We start from the raw sequence: 16813 nt of genomic DNA, 5'->3' as shown, positions 1-16813 counted from the left end.
CACCCGCGCCGGGGGGCCGGAGGGAGCGGTTCAGCCTCGGCCACCAGAGCCGGCGTGGACGCGCAGCGCCTCGCCGCGGAAGAGGGCCGGGCTGCGGCGCTGCATGACCAGCATCAGCACGAGGCCGGGCCCAGGGCGATGACGAAGACCAAGCCGACGCCCCCGACCGAGCTGCCCGAGCGAAGCCAGTCGCTCTGTCATCCAAACGAGGCGTTTGACCGCGAACCTAGCCGTCGCCGCCCAAGGCCGCCCCGAGTGGGCTGGGATTCGCCAGACGCCCGCCTTCTCGGCGGTCTACTGTGCTGACACGCTGCGCTACCCGCCGCGGTCATCTGAGGAGGGTTCCTGTGTCATCGTCCTGCGACCCCCAACACGCTCCCGCCGGTGATGTGGGCGCAGCGCTCATGGCGATCGACTCTCGACTCAAAGGCGTCCACGACGGCAGGACCGAGACCGACCCTGAACAGCGGCAGCTCATCAACCAGTTCACCGCGTCGCTGGGCCCCAAGGGGGCCGATGACCTGCTGGACGGCGCGTGCACGCTCATCTTCATGTTCATGAAGTGGCTGCGGGAGGCCCACGAAGCCCAGGACAAGGACGTCATCGAGTATGTGGTGCCCAGCCTCGTGGCCACGATGCGCATGATGCGCAAGAGTGTCCGCCCCGAGGCCATCCCCACCATGGCCGGCCTGCTCGTCGCTGCCGGCACCGGCCTGAGCCCCAGTCTGTGGCGCAAACAGTATGGCCACTGGACTGCGGAGGAGATGACTCCTCTGGAAGCCACCGCCCTCCTGCTCGCGGAGCACATCAACCGGCTCACCAACGACCCCGACTTCGCCACCCGCATGGTCACCGAAGCGCTGTCCCGTGCGACCGGCGACTGACGGGATCGCATCCTCCGCCGAACCCACTCGCGTAGCGGCATCGCACTGGCCAGTGACGGTGTCGCCGCGCATCCGAGGGCTGAACCAGTAGCCGTCGGACTGCATTCGCCGTCCATGCAACTCGGTTAGATGGCAACGGACAACTGCGATTCCGCCCTCTTACACCTGCGGCCTCTGCATCTGTCGACTGCAGCGGTGAACCAACCACTGCGGGGCCACGGGCTGCGCCGCCCGCCAGGATGCGCCGAGTTCAGCGAGCCGCCGACGCAACACATCACGCTGTTCCTCCAGGACCTGGGAGACCGGAGAGAGGAGGTAAACCGTCCCCTGGTAGTGGCGGAACCCAAGGCTCTGCCAACCCCGGGCGATCTTGACGTTCACGCGGTCCCACTCGGACCGGTCCGTCAGACGCTGACTGCTGAGGTCGGTGACCCCCGGAGAACATGCGACGGCCCGGCAGCCGACCATGAGCCGGCTAATCGCCTCACAGGCGAGTACGGCCGCCAAGCCATGCCCGCGCCACGGAGGATCCAGCGTCACCCGGTCCATGACGAGCAGCGCAGATCTAGGGCCCGCTGTTCGTTGGGAGTGTCAATTAAACGGCTGATCTAGGTTGTTGGGGTTCAGTTGTTGGCCGGGGCGAGCCGGCCCTCGAAGGTGATCTGGAAGGCGTTCAGGGGGGCCTTCCAGCGCATGGTCCACCTCTTGCGACCCTTGCCTGTGGGGTCGAGGCTCATCAGCGCCATGTAGACGCATTTGAGGGCTGCGGTCTCCGACGGGAAGTGGCCGCGGGCACGTTCGGCCTTGCGTATCCGTGCGTTGACGCTCTCGATCGCGTTCGTCGAGCAGATGACCTTGCGGATCTCGACGTCGAAGGAGAGGAAGGGCACGAACTCGGCCCAGGCGTCCGACCAGAGGACACAGCACAGTGCCCCTGTTCGTGATGTTTCTGCAGATTCGCTGATGGTCACCCATCCGTTTCACCCGTGGTCGGGGCGCCGGGTGCGGGTGTGTCGGTCGGTGCGTCGCGGGGGCGGGCTCGTCTTCGTGTGCACGGCCGGTGACGGGATGACGGTGACGCTGCCGCAGGCGTGGACGGATCGCGTCCCGGATCCGGGTGAGAACCGGCTCGCCGCTGACGGGCTCGGCGCGCTGTCTGCGCTGGTGAATGCCCTGATGAGCCGTTGCGGTGAGCCGGGTGGCGGAGGACCGTCGTGAGGGGCAGTCCACGCGTGGTGCCGGCGGGTGCCCAGTTGGGGGTGACGGACGGTGCCAGGTGTCGAGGGCTGGGACCGTACTGCCACGCTGTTGATCGCGAACATGGTCGAATCGGCCCTGCGTGGGGAGGTCGATGGGCATGAGTGGCTCCCAGAAGATCACCTCCTCGCACCGGTCTCGGCTCGCGTTGATCTATGTGAGGCAGTCGACGCTGCTGCAGGTGCGGGAGAACACCGAGTCGACGGCCCGGCAGTACGCACTGGCCGAGCGGGCACGGCAGCTGGGTTGGGCCGAGTCGGACATCACGGTCGTCGACACGGATCTGGGGGTCTCGGGCCGGTTCTCCGGCCTGCGGGCCGGATTCCAGCAGCTGGTGGCCCGGGTGTGCCTCGGGGAGATCGGTGCGGTCTTCGGTCTGGAGGTGTCCCGGCTCGCGCGTTCGTCGGCCGAGTTCGGTCGGCTGCTGGAGTTCGCGCGCCTGACCGACACCCTCCTGATCGACGGCGACGGCGTCTATGACCTGGGCGATTTCAACGACAGGCTGGTGCTGGGGCTGAAGTCCACGATGAGCGAGGCCGAACTGCACATCCTGGCCGGGCGTCTGCACGGCGCCCGCCGGGCCGCGGCCGAACGCGGCGACCTGCGGCTGCCGCTGCCGGTCGGACTGGTCCACGACGCAGACAGCCGCATCGTCATCGACCCGGACGAGGAGGTCCGGGCCGCGGTCGCCGACATCTTCACGCTGTTCGACCAGCATGGTTCCGCACTCGGAGTGGTCCGCGCTTTCTCGGGCCGCCGCTTCCCGCGCCGGGACACTGGGGTGTGGGACGGACGCCTCGGCTGGGGCCGGCTCACGCACGGACGGGCCGCCGCCGTACTGAAGAACCCTGTCTATGCAGGTGCGTACGTCTTCGGCCGCACGACAAGCACGCGCCGGGTGCGGCCCGACGGCACCGTGGTCAACACGGTCAACCGACGTCCTCGCGATCAGTGGGCCGCTCTGATCCCTGAACACCACGAGGGCTATATCTCCTGGCAGCACTACCTGCGGATCGAGGCGAAACTGGCCGCGAACCGCACCAGCACCGGGGCACGACCGCCGCGCGAAGGCCCGCCGCTGTGTCGGGGCGTCATCTTCTGCGGTTCGTGCGGCTTCCCCATGAACACCAGCTACCGGCGCGCGGACAACACCCCGGACTACGTCTGCACCCGCTCACGCAGCGACGCGGTCAGCACCCCGGGCTGCCACTCAATCGCCGCCTCGGCCGTCGACGGGCAGGTGGCCCGACTGCTGCTGGCCGCGCTGACTCCCGAGCAGGTCCACCTGGCTCTGGCCTCGGCCGACGAGGTCCACCACCGACACCAACGCTCGCACCGGGCAGCCGAACTCGCCGTCGAACGCGCCCGCTACGAAGCCGACCGCGCCGAGCGTGCGTTCAGCCAGGTCGAGCCGGAGAACCGGCTGGTCGCCCGCTCGCTCGAGTCCCGCTGGAAGGCCAAGCTCACGGCCCTGAACCAAGCCGAGGCCGCACTCGCCGACCTGATCACCTCCGAGCCTGCCCTGCCCGAGCCCGCACAACTGCAACAACTCGCCCGCGATCTGCCCACATTGTGGGAAGCGCCGACCACCACGGCCAAGGACCGCAAGCGTCTGCTGCGGACCTTGATCGCGGACGTGACCGTGCGACATGTCGACGACACCCGAGCCCACATCGGCATCCGCTGGCACACCGGCGCCACTGACGAGATCACCTGCGACCGGCGGACCAACCGCAATCCCACCCGAGCTGTCGAGATCGTCCGTGAACTCCTGGATACCCGCAGCGATGCCGAGATCGCTGAGCACCTCAACACACTCGGCTTCACCACAGGCAAGTGCCGTCCCTTCACCGTCGCCTCGGTCCGGCACATCCGTCAGCAGCACGCGATCGGCTCCAAACGCAACGACCCCACAGGCCCCGGCGAGATCACGGTGCCACAGGCCGCACGCATCCTCGGCATCCACGAGGCCACGATCTATCCCTGGCTCCGCAGCGGCGAGATGACCGCCCGCCAGGCACGCCACCGACGCTGGTGCATCCCATGGAACAGCGAGGTCGAGAAGTACTGGCGCACCCGGGTCGCGACCTCCTCGCACCTCACGCACACAAACCCCATCTACGAGACAGGACAGGCAGTATGAAGCCGACTTCCCACAGCTTCACGATCGCCGGATACTTGGAGCCCCAGGTCTCCTGGAAATCCAGGAACCGCTCGGTCGCCGCGTCCTCGCTGGGTGCTGTGTAGACGGGCTTGAGTGCCCTGGCGACCTTGTCCCAGTCCTGGCGGGCCGCGTAACGGAAGCTGTTCCGCAGCAGGTGAACGACACATGTTTGAACAATCGTGCGAGGCCAGACGGCCTCCACCGCGTCCGGCAGGCCCTTGAGACCATCGCAGACCAGCATCAGCACGTCGTCCAAGCCGCGGTTCTTCAGCTCGGTGAAGACGTGCAGCCAGTACTTCGCTCCCTCACCACCGTCTCCGGCCCAGATGCCGAGGATGTCGCGGGTGCCCTCGGCCGTGACGGCCATGACGACATAGACCGGCCTGTTCGCGACCTGGCCGTCGCGAATCTTGGTTCTGTCGACGATCTTGTGATCCGAGTGGTCCGGGCTCATCGTGCCAGCAGGACACGTTTGCGAAGGAGATCGAGGCCGGCCTGGCCGAACATCTGACGTTTCAGCATCTTCAGCCGGTTGACGTTGCCCTCGACGGCGCCGGAACTGTGCGACAGGGTCAGACCGTTGCGGACGGCGTCGAGATCACGCCGGAGGTTGCGGGCGAAGGATGTCAGTGGAACCAGGGTGTCCTGCTCGGCGTCGGCGATCCACTTCCTCGCCATGCTCAACGGCCCGTCCCAGACGCAAGAGGGTGAAGGCTGGGTGGACGGTCACGCGTACGTTCAGTCGAACCTCATGGAGCCCGCTGTCGCCACGACTTCCATGATCATGGCCGCCCTGGCAGATGGAGTGCCTGCACGACACCATCGAGAGCTCATGATGGTTCTCGCCGCACTAGTCACGGGTGAACAGGATGATGTTGCAGATGAATGCCTGCGCATCGTCCAGGGTGGTTCATGGCTCCTCTACGAGGAAATTTCCTCGGGAAGGAATATCGACGCCGGCGCATACGCTTACGAAATCCTTGAGTTGATAAATGAAGAGCGTGAAAGGCTCGCATTCTTCAGGGTTACGGCCAAGGATCTCCTCCCGACCGATCTGCAGTAAGCGACTCACCGCCAAGGCCGCCACACCTCCCCTCGGCGCAAATGGAGGCTGCCCGGTCGCAGGGATGACGTCCACTCCACACTCACGATGCGCCAGGGGGAGTGTCCAATAGACGGCGGATCCGATGATCAAGGAGACGCCTGAAATGAGCGAGAGCATCACCGAGCACGAGGCCGTGGAGGAGTCGGTCGTTGAGTCGGCCGCGGAGGCCGTGTCGGACGAGCAGTTGATCTCGATGCTGGTCGACCGCGCCCGGACGGACGGGCTGCAGTTGACCGGTGAGGGAGGGCTGTTGCAGCAGCTGACCAAGCGGGTGCTCGAGTCCGCCCTGGAGGGCGAGATCACCGATCACGTCGGCTATGACAAGTACGACGCAGCAGGCCGGAACAGCGGCAACTCCCGTAACGGCACCCGTTCGAAGACGGTGTTGACCGACGTCGGGCCTGTCGAGGTGAAGGTGCCCCGTGACACTGCCAGCACCTTCGAGCCGCAGCTCGTGAAGAAGCGGCAGCGCCGGCTGACCGGCGTGGACGAGATGGTGCTCTCGCTGTCCGCGAAGGGGCTGACGCACGGGGAGATATCGGCTCATCTCGCCGAGGTATACGGGGCGGAGGTATCCAAGCAGACCATCTCCACGATTACCGACGCGGTGATGGAAGGCATGGCGGAATGGCAGTCTCGTCCGCTGGATCGCGTCTATCCGGTGGTCTTCGTGGACGCCATCAACGTGAAGATTCGCGATGGCAAGGTCGCTAACAGGCCGATCTATGTCGCGATGGCAGTCACTGTCGAGGGCACCCGTGACATCCTCGGGATCTGGGCGGGCGATGGTGGCGAGGGTGCCAAGCACTGGCTCCAGGTCTTCACGGAGCTGAAGAATCGCGGAGTGGAAGATGTCCTGATGCTCGTCCGTGACGGGTTGAAGGGCCTGCCGGACGCGGTCGAGACGGTCTGGCCCCGAACTGTGGTGCAGACGTGCATCGTTCACTTGATTCGCAATAGCATCCGCTACTGCGCCCGTCAGGACTGGGACAAGGTCGCGAAGGATTTGAAGCCCGTCTACACCGCGCCGAGCGAGGCTGCCGCGACCGAGCGGTTCCTGGAGTTCTCCGAGAACTGGGGCAGTAAGTATCCGGCCGTGATCAAGCTGTGGTCCGATGCCTGGGCAGAGATGGTGCCCTTCCTGTCCTTCGACGTCGAGATCCGCAAGGTGATCTGTTCGACGAACGCGATTGAGAGCGTGAACGCCAGGATCCGCAAGGCGGTGCGGGCTCGCGGCCACTTCCCGTCGGAGGGCGCCGCGTTGAAGTGCGTCTATATGGCGCTGATGAGCCTGGATCCGACCGGCAAGGGCCGGCGCCGCTGGACGATGCGCTGGAAGGCACCCCTGAACGCCTTCCAGATCGCCTTCGAAGGGCGCCTCACCCCCACCACCAGCCACTGAACCTCAACAACCAAGATCAGCCGTTGACTGGACAGACCCGCGCCAGGTCCTACACGGTGGCTTCCTGGTCAAGGACACATGCGGGGAGTGTCCAATAGACGGCCCTGTCTCACTTCCGGTGGTGACGGAGAGTGCTGTCATCCGAGGAGGATGCGATGCCGGAGGAGCGTGAAGCCGGCTCGCCCGTGCATCTGGCGCGCGATCCGTTTGGTCTTGGTGTTGACGCCCTCGGTGGGGCCGTTGCTGTACGGAAGCGTGAGTCCGGCGATCACGGCGTCGATGTCCCGGTCCAGGCCCCGGGTAAAGGCATGCAGCTGGGGCAGGTCGGCCGCTCGGACCTGGGCGATCCAGCTCACAAGCGCGTCGGCGTTGCCGGCGTGCGGCGTAAGGAGTGAGTCGAAGTCCCGGATATTGGTGGCCAGTTGAGTTATCTCGGGGCAGGCGGCGGTGAGCTTGGCCAGGAGCTCCTGCTGCTCGGCTTTGAGGTTGTTGGGCCGGGTCAGCAGCATCCGGGCAAGCCTGCGCGGGGAGATGTGGCTGCGGTGGGCGTCCGCACGTCCTTGTTTGATGGTTTTGTGCAGGAGGTTGAGGCAGCCGGTGAAGCCGAGGGACTTGATTTCTTCGAAGAGGTGCCTGACGGGGACGCCGGGGGTCATCAGTTCGGCGTTTGCGTAGGTGCTCGCGGTAGGGATCGACCAGGCTGGCCCGGTACTTGGGGACGCGGAGCATGCGCTCGGGCTTCTCGGCTCGGGCATAGCGTTTGACAGTGTTCAGGGCAAGTTGGAGGCGGCGGGCGCATGCGAGCAGGCTCACGCCTTGGTCGAGCAGGCCGTGGACCTGGTGCCGGTGTTCGAGGGTGGTCTGGGCGCGGGGCCTGTCGTGGAGGGGTGCGTTCAGTCGACACCGAGCACGTACTGAGAGGCAGGGGTTGGGGGCGCCGCTGTGGCCGAAGCCAAGCGCGGCTTCCTCGTATCCAGATGCTCTGAATACGAGAGGAGGAGGGCGCCATGGCGGTGCCATGGCAACCGACGACAACGCCGCGGTGGGGGCACCTACCGCTCGAACGGAGCCGAGAATGGGGGAGCGGTGCGGGGCCCCGCGAGCTCGGCCTGATCCAAACGAGAGGCCCTACTAGGTGACTTCCTTGCTCAGGACACGTGTCATCCGCGCGCCCACCTCGCGGCTGAGCCCGCCGTCGCAGGGAATGCCGAGGGCGAGCGCGAGTTCCCTGCCGTGCAGGTCGGTGAGAGCTTCGGTGAGGTCGGCAAAAGCCGAGGCGGCTTCGCGCCCCCGGCCGGCCGCGGTCGCGGCGGTCAGCAGCCCGACGACCGCGGCGGGCCACCAGCACAGGCCGAGCAGGAGGTATGCCGCGGCCCATGCGTGCAGGCGGGCGGCCGAGGTGAAGGCGGTGCGTGCGGCGGTGAGCTCGGCGCGGGTGCCGTCCTGTGCGAGCAGCCAGAGGTGCGGCCAGGCGACGGTGAGGTCGAGGCGGTAGGTACGCCACACCCGGTACTCGGGGGCGGTAATGCGATCACCGGCCCAGAACGGGTGGCGGGGCGGAGCGTGGGCGATGCGGGTACGGGCGGCGTGATGGCGCTCGGCGGACTCGGTGAGAGGTCCGGCGTCGTCGGCGCCGGCGAGGGTGGCCCGTCCCGCGGCCACCAGAGCTGCCCGGTAGGAGCGGTCGGCATCCTGCCAGCGCCGTCGGCGCCGGACCGTCAGCCGACGGGTGGCCGGCCCGCGCGCGTCGGCGAGCCAGGCCTTCTCGCACCATGTACCCGCCGCCTGAACGGCGGCCCCGACGGTCGCGGCGCCGGCCAGGACAGCGAGCGCGACCACCGCGATGGCGCCCGGGCTGTGCGCGCCGGGTCCGGCGGCCAGGGCGTCGAGCCTGGCGCGCAGCCGTCCGAGGTCGTTCCAGTGCTGTTGCCCGAGAGTGACGGCGCAGGTCAGCGCCGCCAGATAGATCAGACCGGGAATCGCCAGGAGCGCGATCCAGCGTTCGGCGAGCCTGCCGCCGAGCGTGGTGAGGAAGGCGGTCGTGGGCGCAGGGGCAGCTCGCGCAGCGGCTGGCCGAAGACGAGGCAGCGCGGCGGCCGGTCCGCGTCGACGGCGGGCGCCTCGACCCGTGCGCACTGGCTGAGTGGGCAGGCGAGCACATACAGCGTCGGGTGACCGTTTCCGGCACGGGGGAGGGGGTGGTACGAGCCGGAGATGGTGCGGTAGGAGCCGAGGCCGGCGCTGTGTCCGGCGGCCAGCAGCAGTTCCTCCACCTCGTCGAAGCGGTCCTCCAATTCCTCCGGCGGCCGGCCGGCGCGCACCTCGGTGAGGATGTGGTCGACGAGCCGCCGCATCGTCTCGTCGGCGGTCAGCTCGGCCGGTGTCGCCATCAGCCTGCGGCACAGTTCCCCGAGCCGCTCGTGGCCCGGTCCGGATTCACTCACCGATGCCTCCCTCCGCCGGTGTGCGTCAGCATAACGGCCCTGCGTGTCCGGGTAGTTGCATATTGTGGAGCACTGTCCGGGCAATCGGGGGGACAGTCATGGCGTACGAGGGTGCGGCCACTCCGGCGGATCCGACGGAGCTGGCCAGCGCGCAGTTGCGACGGTTCCGCCACACGCACGACCGGGGGGACCTGGACCAGGCGGTCGAGTGGTTCCGCGCCGCGTTGCGTGAGGCGTCGGACGGACCAGCCCGGCGCTCCTGTTCGGCGAACCTCGCTACGGGCCTGTGGTTCCGGTGGCAGGCGTCCGGCGACAGACGCGACCGGGACGAGCTGATCACGCTGGCCGGTGAAGCCGCGGCGACCGGGCAGGCCCTGGAGCAGGACCTTCTGTTCCTCGGGGTCGCGCTGCGCAGCCGTTTCGGAGAGGAACGGCGTCGGGAGGACCGGGACCGGGCCGTCGAAGCGCTCCTGCGGGCGGCGGATGCGCCGACGGAAGAGAGCCGCAACAAGGTGATGGTGCTGGACCATCTCGGCCAGTTACTCATGGAGCGGTTCGAGGAGACGGGTGCCCCGAGCGACCTGGCAGGGGCCGAACACGCCTTCCGCCGGGCGCTGAGCCTCATGCCGTCCGGTCACGCGGCGCGCCCCGCGGTGCTGCACGCTCTCGCGGCTGTCAGGGAGCGTTCCTTCAGTCTGACGGGGGACCCGCAGTCGCTGTGCGAGGGGCTCGACCTGCGGCGCGAGGCGCTGGCGGAGAGTTCACCCGGCGTTGCGCATCGTGCCATCGTGCTCGACGGTCTCGGCGCGGCCCTACGGACCTGGGTGGACCTCTCGCCCGACGAGTCCGCCGTCGAGGAGATGCTCCGCGTCACGGAGACGGCCCTGGCCGAGGCCCCTGAGCGGGCGGACCACCGGGAACGGCTGGACGCGCTGACCGGCCGGGGCGTGGCGCTCCGGCTGGCCGCCGAGCACGGCGGCGGTACGGCCATGCTGCGTGAGTCGGTGGACCTGCTGCGCACGGCGGTCCGGCACACGGACCCGGCCGACGACCGCCGGGTGCTCAGGCTGAACAGCCTGGGAAACGCCTTGCACCGGCTCGGTGAACGGACCGGTGACGCGGGCCTGCTGGACGAGGCCGTGGAGGTGCTGCGGGAAGCCGTGGCCGGCAGCGAGCCCGGGCGGACCGACAGTCTCGTGCCCAACCTCGCCGTCGCGCTGCGCGAGCGCTACCACCAGACCGGCGACCTGGCCGCTCTGCACGAGGCCGCCGACCTGGCCCGGCAGGCCGTCGCGTCCTCCACCGTCCCGCTGGACTCCACGAGCCACCTGGCTGTCCTGGGGGTGATCCTCCAGACCTGGTACGACAGGACCGGGGACAGCTCTGCGGCGGCCGAGGCGGTGGCCGCGGCCCGCGCGGTACTGGGCCGCACACCGGAAGACAGCCCGCAGTGGATCACGCGGGCGAACCACCTCGCCAACGCACTGCACGCGCTGCACCGGTCGGCCGGCGACCCGGCCGACCGGGAAGAGGCGATATCGCTGCTGACGCGAGCCGCCGACGCCACCGAGTACGGCGACCCGCGACTGCCCGTGCTGCTGCACAATCTCGGCAACGCGCTGCTCCACAAGGCGGAGGCCATCAGGGATCCGGCCGTGCTGGACCAGGCGGTCACCACGCTCGGCCGATCGGTGTGGGCGCCTTCCGCCGGGGAGGACGTGCGGGCGAACCATCGGATGACGTACGCGAGCGCCCTGTCCACCCTGCACGAGGTCACCGGTGATCCGGGCGTGCTACGGGCGGCCGAGGACGCCTACCGGCAGGTCGCCTCGGTCGGTGCTCTCCCGGTCGACAGGCGGATCGCAGGGGCCCGCGACTGGGGCGCGGCCGCGGCGCGCGGAGGCCGCTGGCACGAGGCGCTGCGGGGATACCGGCTGGCGGTGGAGCTGCTGCCGTTCAGTGTCACGCGGCGACTGGGACGGACGGACCAGGAGCACCGGCTCACGCGGGTTCAGGGGCTGGCCGCCGAGGCGGCGGCCAGCGCCGTCAACGCCGGAAAGCCGGAACTGGCCGTCCAACTGCTGGAGCACGGCAGGGGCGTGCTGTTGTGGCAGGCCATTTCGGCACGCGGTGAGCGGGAACGGCTGCGCGACGCGCATCCGGAACTGGCCGCAGCCTTCCTCCGCCTCCGCGACCGCATCGACGCGCTCGCCGCCGAGGAGGCGGAGGGGGAGGGGCTGCCCGACGAGCGGCACCGGCTGGCCGCCGAGTGGGAACGGTTCGTCACCCGGATCCGCAGCCTGCCCGAGTTCGCCGACTTTCTCGCCGAACCGACGTCGGCCGACCTGCTGAGCTGTGCCGACCGCGGGCCGGTGGTGCTCGCCTACTGCAGCGGGTACCGCAGTGACGCGCTGATCCTGCGGCCGGACGGGGTGCTGGTGGTGCCGCTGCCCGAGGTCACTCCGGCCACGCTGGCACAGCAGGTGGCCCGACTGGACGATGCCCTCGCGGCGGCGGCCGACCCGGCCCGGGAACAGCAGGCCCAGCGGACTCTCCGCGCGGTGCTGGGCTGGACGTGGGACCACATCGCCGAACCGGTCCTCGCGCGCCTCGGTCTGTTCGACACGCCGTCCGGTGACGACTGGCCCCGGTTGTGGTGGTCGCCGGGCGGGGCGCTCGCCGCGCTGCCGCTGCACGCGGCTGGCCACCACGACGGACACCGCGCGGTCCTGGACCGGGTGATTTCCTCCTACACGCCGACCGTGCGCACCCTCGCGTACGCCAGGGCCCGGGCGGCGGGGCCGGTGCCACCGGGCCGGCTGCTGGCCGTGGCGCAACCCGACACCCCCGGCGTCCGGCCGCTGAGCGGTGCCCGCCGGGAGGTCGCGGAGCTGGCGAAGCTCCTGCCGTTCGATGCGCTCACGGGCCCCGAGGCGACGCTCGCGCGGGTGGTGCAGGCGCTGCCGGAGCACCCCTACACGCACTTCGCCTGTCACGGGGGCGGCGACCCAGACGATCCGTCGAACGCCCGCCTGCTCGTCCACGACCACCAGCGGGAGCCGCTGACGGTCCGCAGGATCTCCCGGCTGGACCTGCCGCGGGCGCGGCTCGCGGTCCTGTCGGCCTGCGAGACCGCGCGGGGCGCCGAGCGGCTGGCGGACGAGTCCATCCACATCACCTCGGCGTTCCAGGTCGCCGGATACCCTCACGCGATCGGCACCCTCTGGCCGGTCCACGACGCGGTGGCCGTGCGGATGGCCAGGAATCTGTACCAGCACCTGCGCGACGGCTGGTCCGCCGACGCACCGGGCCTCGACACGGCCCGCAGCGCCCTCGCGCTGCACCACGCCGTCCGCGAGTGCCGCGCCGCATTCCCCCGCACGCCCAGCCTGTGGGCCGCTCATGTGCACTCCGGACCCTGACGGCATGCGGGTCCCCGGTGGAACGGCAAGAGAATGGAGCTGATGCGACATGGCCCGATGGTGGATCGGCCCTTCGAGGTCCCCCGGCGACCCGGCCGGACCCGAGCCGGAACCCGAGCCCCGGGCCGTCCTTGAGCCCGGACCGAGGTCCGAACCCGAACCCGAGGCCGGGCCCGACGCCGAGCCCGAGCCCAGGCCCGGTCCGGAGTCCGAGTTTCCGACGGCGGCCGAGTTGGTCACCACACTCACGGGCCTGGACGGGACCGAACAGGAGATCGTCCGCGTCCCGATCCCCGCGGACCGGCACTTCGAGATGAAGGCCAACGCCCTGCTCGGGCGCCTCGGGCCGGAACATCCCGAGACGCTGGCCGCCTTCCGTGACTACGCCCGTGTGCTCGCACGCGTGAAGGAGCGCCGCGAGGAGGCCCGTGAACGGCTGACGGATCTGCTGCTGGTGCAGTCGCGGGTGCTGGGCTATGTGCACGAGGACACCCTCACGACAGCCGATGACCTCGCCGGACTGCTCCGGACGACAGGACAGCTCGGCAGGGCGGAGGAGCTATGGCGGAGCGTGTGGAACAGCCGGGCCGAGCTACTGGGCCAGGACCACCCCGATACGCTGCGCAGCGCGATCAGGCTCGCCGAGGTGCTGGAGGACCTGCGGCGGGTGCCGGAGGCCACCGCCCTGCGCAGAGACGTGTGGGAACGCCGGAGGCGCGCCCTCGGGCCGGACCACCCGGACACCCTGTCCGCCGCCAACGGCCACGCGATCTCCCTGATCCACGCGGGCCGGTTCGAGGAGGCCGAACGGGAACTGAGAGACCTGATCGGCAGGTCGGAGCAGCGCGGGGAACGCGACGACGACATCCTGCTCGAAGCCAGGGGCAACCTCGGCGCGGCCCTGTGCCGCCTGGGCCGCCTCCAGGAGGCCATGGAGGTGCTGCGCGCGGTTCTGCTCGAGCTTGAGCGCGCCAAGGGCCCGGATCACGACGACACACTCGCCGTCCACAACAACTTCGCTGCCGTGCTGCACGGCATGGGCCGCTACTCGGACGCCGCGGCCGTGCTGCGCGAGGTCGAGACCCGCACCTCACGGCTGCACGGTGAGACCCACCCCGACACCCTCAGGGCCCGTGACAACCTGGCCAACGTCCTGACCGACACCGGGGAACGACAGGAGGCCGCTCGACTGCTGCGGGCCTGCCTCGACGGCTACCGACGGGCGTACGGCCCCGGCCACCCCCTGGTCCGCTCGGCCACCGAGCGCCTCGACCGGCTGCGCGACCACCCGGCCTAACCCTCGGTTCGGCGGGCCCGGACGAACCCGAGCCCGCTCCGGTACCGTTCTGGACGCACCACCCGCGAGTTCGGCTACGGGCCCCCTTCGGAAAACTCGAACCCACGGCCTTTTGGCATGTCAGGAACGGTGTCCTACGGGAGTGGGAAGTCGCCGGGGCGGCCCATACGGCGAGGGAGTGGGTCTCGGGGTGTTTGGCGACTACCAGCCCGCCGGCGGCCAGGATCTTCTCGAGTGCGTCCTCGATCGCCGGGCAAGCCGCGGACAATAGTTTGTCCGCGGCGTGGGCGCGGGGGCCTGGTGTTTCCTCGGAGGTGTCGAACAGCCGGTCCGTGGTGTGCCAGCTGATCACCACATAGCTAATCGGGCCGGAGATCGGGTCTTCCCGTTCCAGGTAGACCCCGGCGTCGCCGGTTCCCATTGCGAGGGGAAGCCCGGCCAGCCGCACCACCTGGTAGATCCTCTCCACCAGGTGGGCGGTGCTCCTGCGGCGACAGCTTGCGGTTCGGGTCGTACTCGTCCGCCTCGATCTTGCCTGTGTCGTCGGCCATGGTGATGACACTGCCCGAACTCCCTCCTGTGGAAGCCCTGTTGCCCCAACCCGAGGTGGTGACGGCGACGCAGACGGTCGGCCACCCGCTCCGCCGACGAAGGTGTGCGTACCTTCAGCTACGGGCGTGGATCCAAAAGGCGCTGTACGTCACGAGGGTGCCTGGACACGCCACCAACGATCGTGCCAGGGCTGGATATCCGGTGGGCGGCCATGTTGAATCGGTACACACGGTCCGGTTCTCGCCCGACGGGCTTGGGCCTCCTCGGAGGGCCCAACGAGGGCCCAACGAGGGCCCGGCGGTGTCGCACGGTGGCGCGTCGCCCCGGGCCCTCACTCACGAAGAGGAGCAGCCTCCCACCGGGCTTGCGAGCACGGCCTCCTCCGCCCGCCGGGAAACACAAGAGGCTCCGGATCTCTCCGGGGCCTCTTGTCTGTTTGCACTCGGCGGGGATTCGAACCTGCAACCTAGCTCGCCACTCGGCTTGCGGCGTGGGCGTTGTCGTCCTTGGTTTGGGTGCGGGTGCCGGGAGTTACGCAGACCAGGTCACTGGCTGTCGCCTCCCGCCACACGTACCCCGACTTGCACTTGGGGTCGTTGGCGCTGACTCGACGGCTTGTGGCGTGGGCGTTGTCGTCCTGCACCTGGGCGCGGGTGCCGGGGGTGACGCAAACGTGGTCGCTGGCTGTCGTCTCGCGCCACACGTACCCCGACTTGCAAGTGCCTGCGGGCGTAGAGCTCGCCACTCGGCTTGCGGCGTGGGCGTTGTCGTCCTTGGTTTGGGTGCGGGTGCCGGGAGTTACGCAGACCAGGTCACTGGCTGTCGCCTCCCGCCACACGTACCCCGACTTGCACTTGGGGTCGTTGGCGCTGACTCGACGGCTTGTGGCGTGGGCGTTGTCGTCCTGCACCTGGGCGCGGGTGCCGGGGGTGACGCAAACGTGGTCGCTGGCTGTCGTCTCGCGCCACACGTACCCCGACTTGCACGTATCCGTTGCTTGAGGCGTTCTCGCCGCCGCGGTGGTGACACCCGGAAGGGCGATGCCACCCGCGACTGCCACCAGAATGGCAGCGGCAGCGCTGACCCTGCGACGACGCTCGGGGATGCTCGCCATGGTTCCCACTTCCTTTCATGGACTGATGCGCTCGAGCGCCGCTTGAGAATGCCCCTGCCAAAGATTGGGGTCCTCGCTGGGCTTGTGTTGGGTACGGCCCTTGCGCTCGGTCTCGAACGACAACTCGCGCTTGTCTCATCCGGCAGGCGGCGGTCACTCGGTATGACCCCTCACACCGCATGCGAACACTCCGAGGCACGCGGCTGGCTTGGCGGAAAATACGCCTGCCCTCTCCTGCCGATTTCGCGTCTCATCGTGACATTGCGCGCCCCCTTGCGCATCTTGAGTGACTGACGGGCACGGATGGCCTGCATGCCCGCGCCGCCCGTAGTGTTGGGAGTGGCCGTTGCTGTCAGGGTGTCGTCTCGTCTCCGCTGGTCAAGCCGTCGCTAGCCCCTGCGTCTACTCCTCTCTGGCGGGGGTGCGTTGCCGCATCCCCGTAGCTCACTTCCTCGGGCGCCACTGGCAAGAGGTCATCTGGCCGCACTAGCTCACCCACCCGAGCCCCTGTCCGCGCTTAAGGGGATTGCGGGGGGTGCGGACGACCGCGTCTTCAGACCGTGGCAGTCGTGGCCCGGTATCTGGCCGCTCCTGTCGACGTCCTCGCCACTGAGGGGCAACGGACGCACATGGTCCACGTCCACCCCGTCCGCGGGGCCGCGTCGGCGACCCGCTTGGGCGAGTCGCCGGGGGCTGGGCGTTAGCAGGTGAGGGTGACCTCGTGCACGACCGGGTGGGGTGTCCAGGGGAAGGAGGCCACGCCGAACGTGCCGCGGACCGTGGAGCCACAGGGGACCGGGCTCGCCGGGCCGCGCACCTCGAGCGTCGTGGTGGTGAAGACGACAGGCTTGCCCTGCGTGAGGGGCGGGGCGCCGGCGCCCACGACCTCGGCGGACAGTGTGGTGGACAGCTGCTTTGTGGCCGGCGTCGGGCTGCCGGGAGAGGGCGGCCCGGCGAGGCTGACCCTGCCATAGAACTGCACCGCGTTACCGGTGACCTCCGCGCACAGCCGGGTGAGCAGGCCTGCCTGGAGGCCCGAGTTGCCGCAGGTGGTCACGGTCTGGTCGGCGGCGGCCGCGGGGGTCGCGGCGGCGGGGCCGGCGGCCAGAACAGTCAGGCCGGCAACGCCGACCGCGAGAAGGGCTAAGCGGTTCATGGGGACGTGCTCTCCT

At 69.2% G+C, this 16813-nt stretch carries 12 protein-coding genes and 3 pseudogenes; 7 read left to right on the top strand and 8 right to left on the bottom strand.

Annotated elements, in window-relative coordinates; all coding sequences use genetic code 11:
* Positions 1-347 precede the first annotated feature (347 nt).
* A complete protein-coding gene (locus OG522_RS00530; protein WP_329460924.1) occupies positions 348-884 on the top strand; it encodes a hypothetical protein in 537 nt (178 codons plus the stop codon).
* Positions 885-1507: 623 nt separating this feature from the next.
* Here OG522_RS00530 and OG522_RS00525 read toward each other — a convergent pair.
* Positions 1508-1801: pseudogene (locus OG522_RS00525) on the bottom strand (transposase); the annotation flags it as partial.
* Between OG522_RS00525 and OG522_RS41125 the strand changes: the two are divergent.
* Both OG522_RS41125 and OG522_RS00520 read left to right on the top strand, forming a co-directional pair.
* On the top strand, positions 1734-2102 hold the full coding sequence (locus tag OG522_RS41125) for a DUF5372 family protein (RefSeq protein WP_443074637.1): 369 nt from the start codon (positions 1734-1736) through the stop codon (positions 2100-2102). The pseudogene OG522_RS00525 and the gene OG522_RS41125 sit on opposite strands and share 68 nt — an antisense overlap.
* A gap of 139 nt (positions 2103-2241) precedes the next feature.
* Positions 2242-4284 (top strand): recombinase family protein, encoded by a 2043-nt coding sequence (locus OG522_RS00520; RefSeq protein WP_329460923.1) that lies wholly within the window; start codon positions 2242-2244, stop codon positions 4282-4284.
* A 7-nt stretch (positions 4285-4291) separates the two neighbouring features.
* Here the strand turns inward: OG522_RS00520 and OG522_RS00515 are convergent.
* Positions 4292-4717, bottom strand: a pseudogene (locus OG522_RS00515) (IS256 family transposase); the annotation flags it as partial.
* Positions 4718-4755: 38 nt separating this feature from the next.
* Positions 4756-4989: a transposase gene (locus tag OG522_RS00510; protein ID WP_329460922.1), complete on the bottom strand. Its 234-nt coding sequence runs from the start codon at positions 4987-4989 to the stop codon at positions 4756-4758.
* On the opposite strand from OG522_RS00510, the gene OG522_RS00505 reads away from it, so the two are divergent.
* Positions 4982-5368, top strand: coding sequence for a hypothetical protein (locus OG522_RS00505; RefSeq protein ID WP_329460921.1), 387 nt, complete (start codon positions 4982-4984; stop codon positions 5366-5368). The two genes, OG522_RS00510 and OG522_RS00505, sit on opposite strands and share 8 nt — an antisense overlap.
* Positions 5369-5513: 145 nt before the next feature.
* The gene (locus tag OG522_RS00500; protein WP_329460920.1) at positions 5514-6812 is read left to right on the top strand and encodes an IS256 family transposase; all 1299 of its coding nucleotides are present in this window, start codon (positions 5514-5516) and stop codon (positions 6810-6812) included.
* Positions 6813-6949: 137 nt separating this feature from the next.
* On the opposite strand, the pseudogene OG522_RS00495 reads toward OG522_RS00500, so the two are convergent.
* The 3 genes and pseudogenes from OG522_RS00495 to OG522_RS00485 all read right to left on the bottom strand — a co-directional run.
* Positions 6950-7691: pseudogene (locus tag OG522_RS00495) on the bottom strand (transposase); the annotation flags it as partial.
* A 252-nt stretch (positions 7692-7943) separates the two neighbouring features.
* Positions 7944-8798, bottom strand: coding sequence for a hypothetical protein (locus OG522_RS00490; RefSeq protein ID WP_329467422.1), 855 nt, complete (start codon positions 8796-8798; stop codon positions 7944-7946).
* Complete coding sequence (locus tag OG522_RS00485) at positions 8780-9256, bottom strand: hypothetical protein (protein WP_329460919.1); 477 nt, start codon at positions 9254-9256, stop codon at positions 8780-8782. Before OG522_RS00485 ends, OG522_RS00490 begins: the two co-directional genes overlap by 19 nt.
* Positions 9257-9354: 98 nt before the next feature.
* Between OG522_RS00485 and OG522_RS00480 the strand changes: the two genes are divergently transcribed.
* Positions 9355-12678 carry a CHAT domain-containing protein gene (locus OG522_RS00480; protein ID WP_329460918.1) on the top strand — a complete coding sequence of 1108 codons (3324 nt, stop codon included), beginning with the start codon at positions 9355-9357 and terminating at the stop codon, positions 12676-12678.
* 49 nt (positions 12679-12727) lie between these two features.
* Positions 12728-13975 carry a tetratricopeptide repeat protein gene (locus OG522_RS00475; RefSeq protein ID WP_329460917.1) on the top strand — a complete coding sequence of 416 codons (1248 nt, stop codon included), beginning with the start codon at positions 12728-12730 and terminating at the stop codon, positions 13973-13975.
* Positions 13976-14993: 1018 nt separating this feature from the next.
* Here OG522_RS00475 and OG522_RS00470 read toward each other — a convergent pair.
* Both OG522_RS00470 and OG522_RS00465 read right to left on the bottom strand, forming a co-directional pair.
* Positions 14994-15641 carry a hypothetical protein gene (locus tag OG522_RS00470; RefSeq protein ID WP_329460916.1) on the bottom strand — a complete coding sequence of 216 codons (648 nt, stop codon included), beginning with the start codon at positions 15639-15641 and terminating at the stop codon, positions 14994-14996.
* A 700-nt stretch (positions 15642-16341) separates the two neighbouring features.
* Positions 16342-16797, bottom strand: coding sequence for a hypothetical protein (locus OG522_RS00465; RefSeq protein ID WP_329467882.1), 456 nt, complete (start codon positions 16795-16797; stop codon positions 16342-16344).
* Between the last annotated feature and the right edge of the window lie 16 nt (positions 16798-16813).

It is taken from the genome of Streptomyces sp. NBC_01431 (assembly GCF_036231355.1).
Classification (GTDB): Bacteria; Actinomycetota; Actinomycetes; order Streptomycetales; family Streptomycetaceae; genus Streptomyces.
The sequence above is the reverse complement of the archived record's forward strand: the minus strand, read 5'-3'. Positions and strand labels throughout refer to the sequence as shown.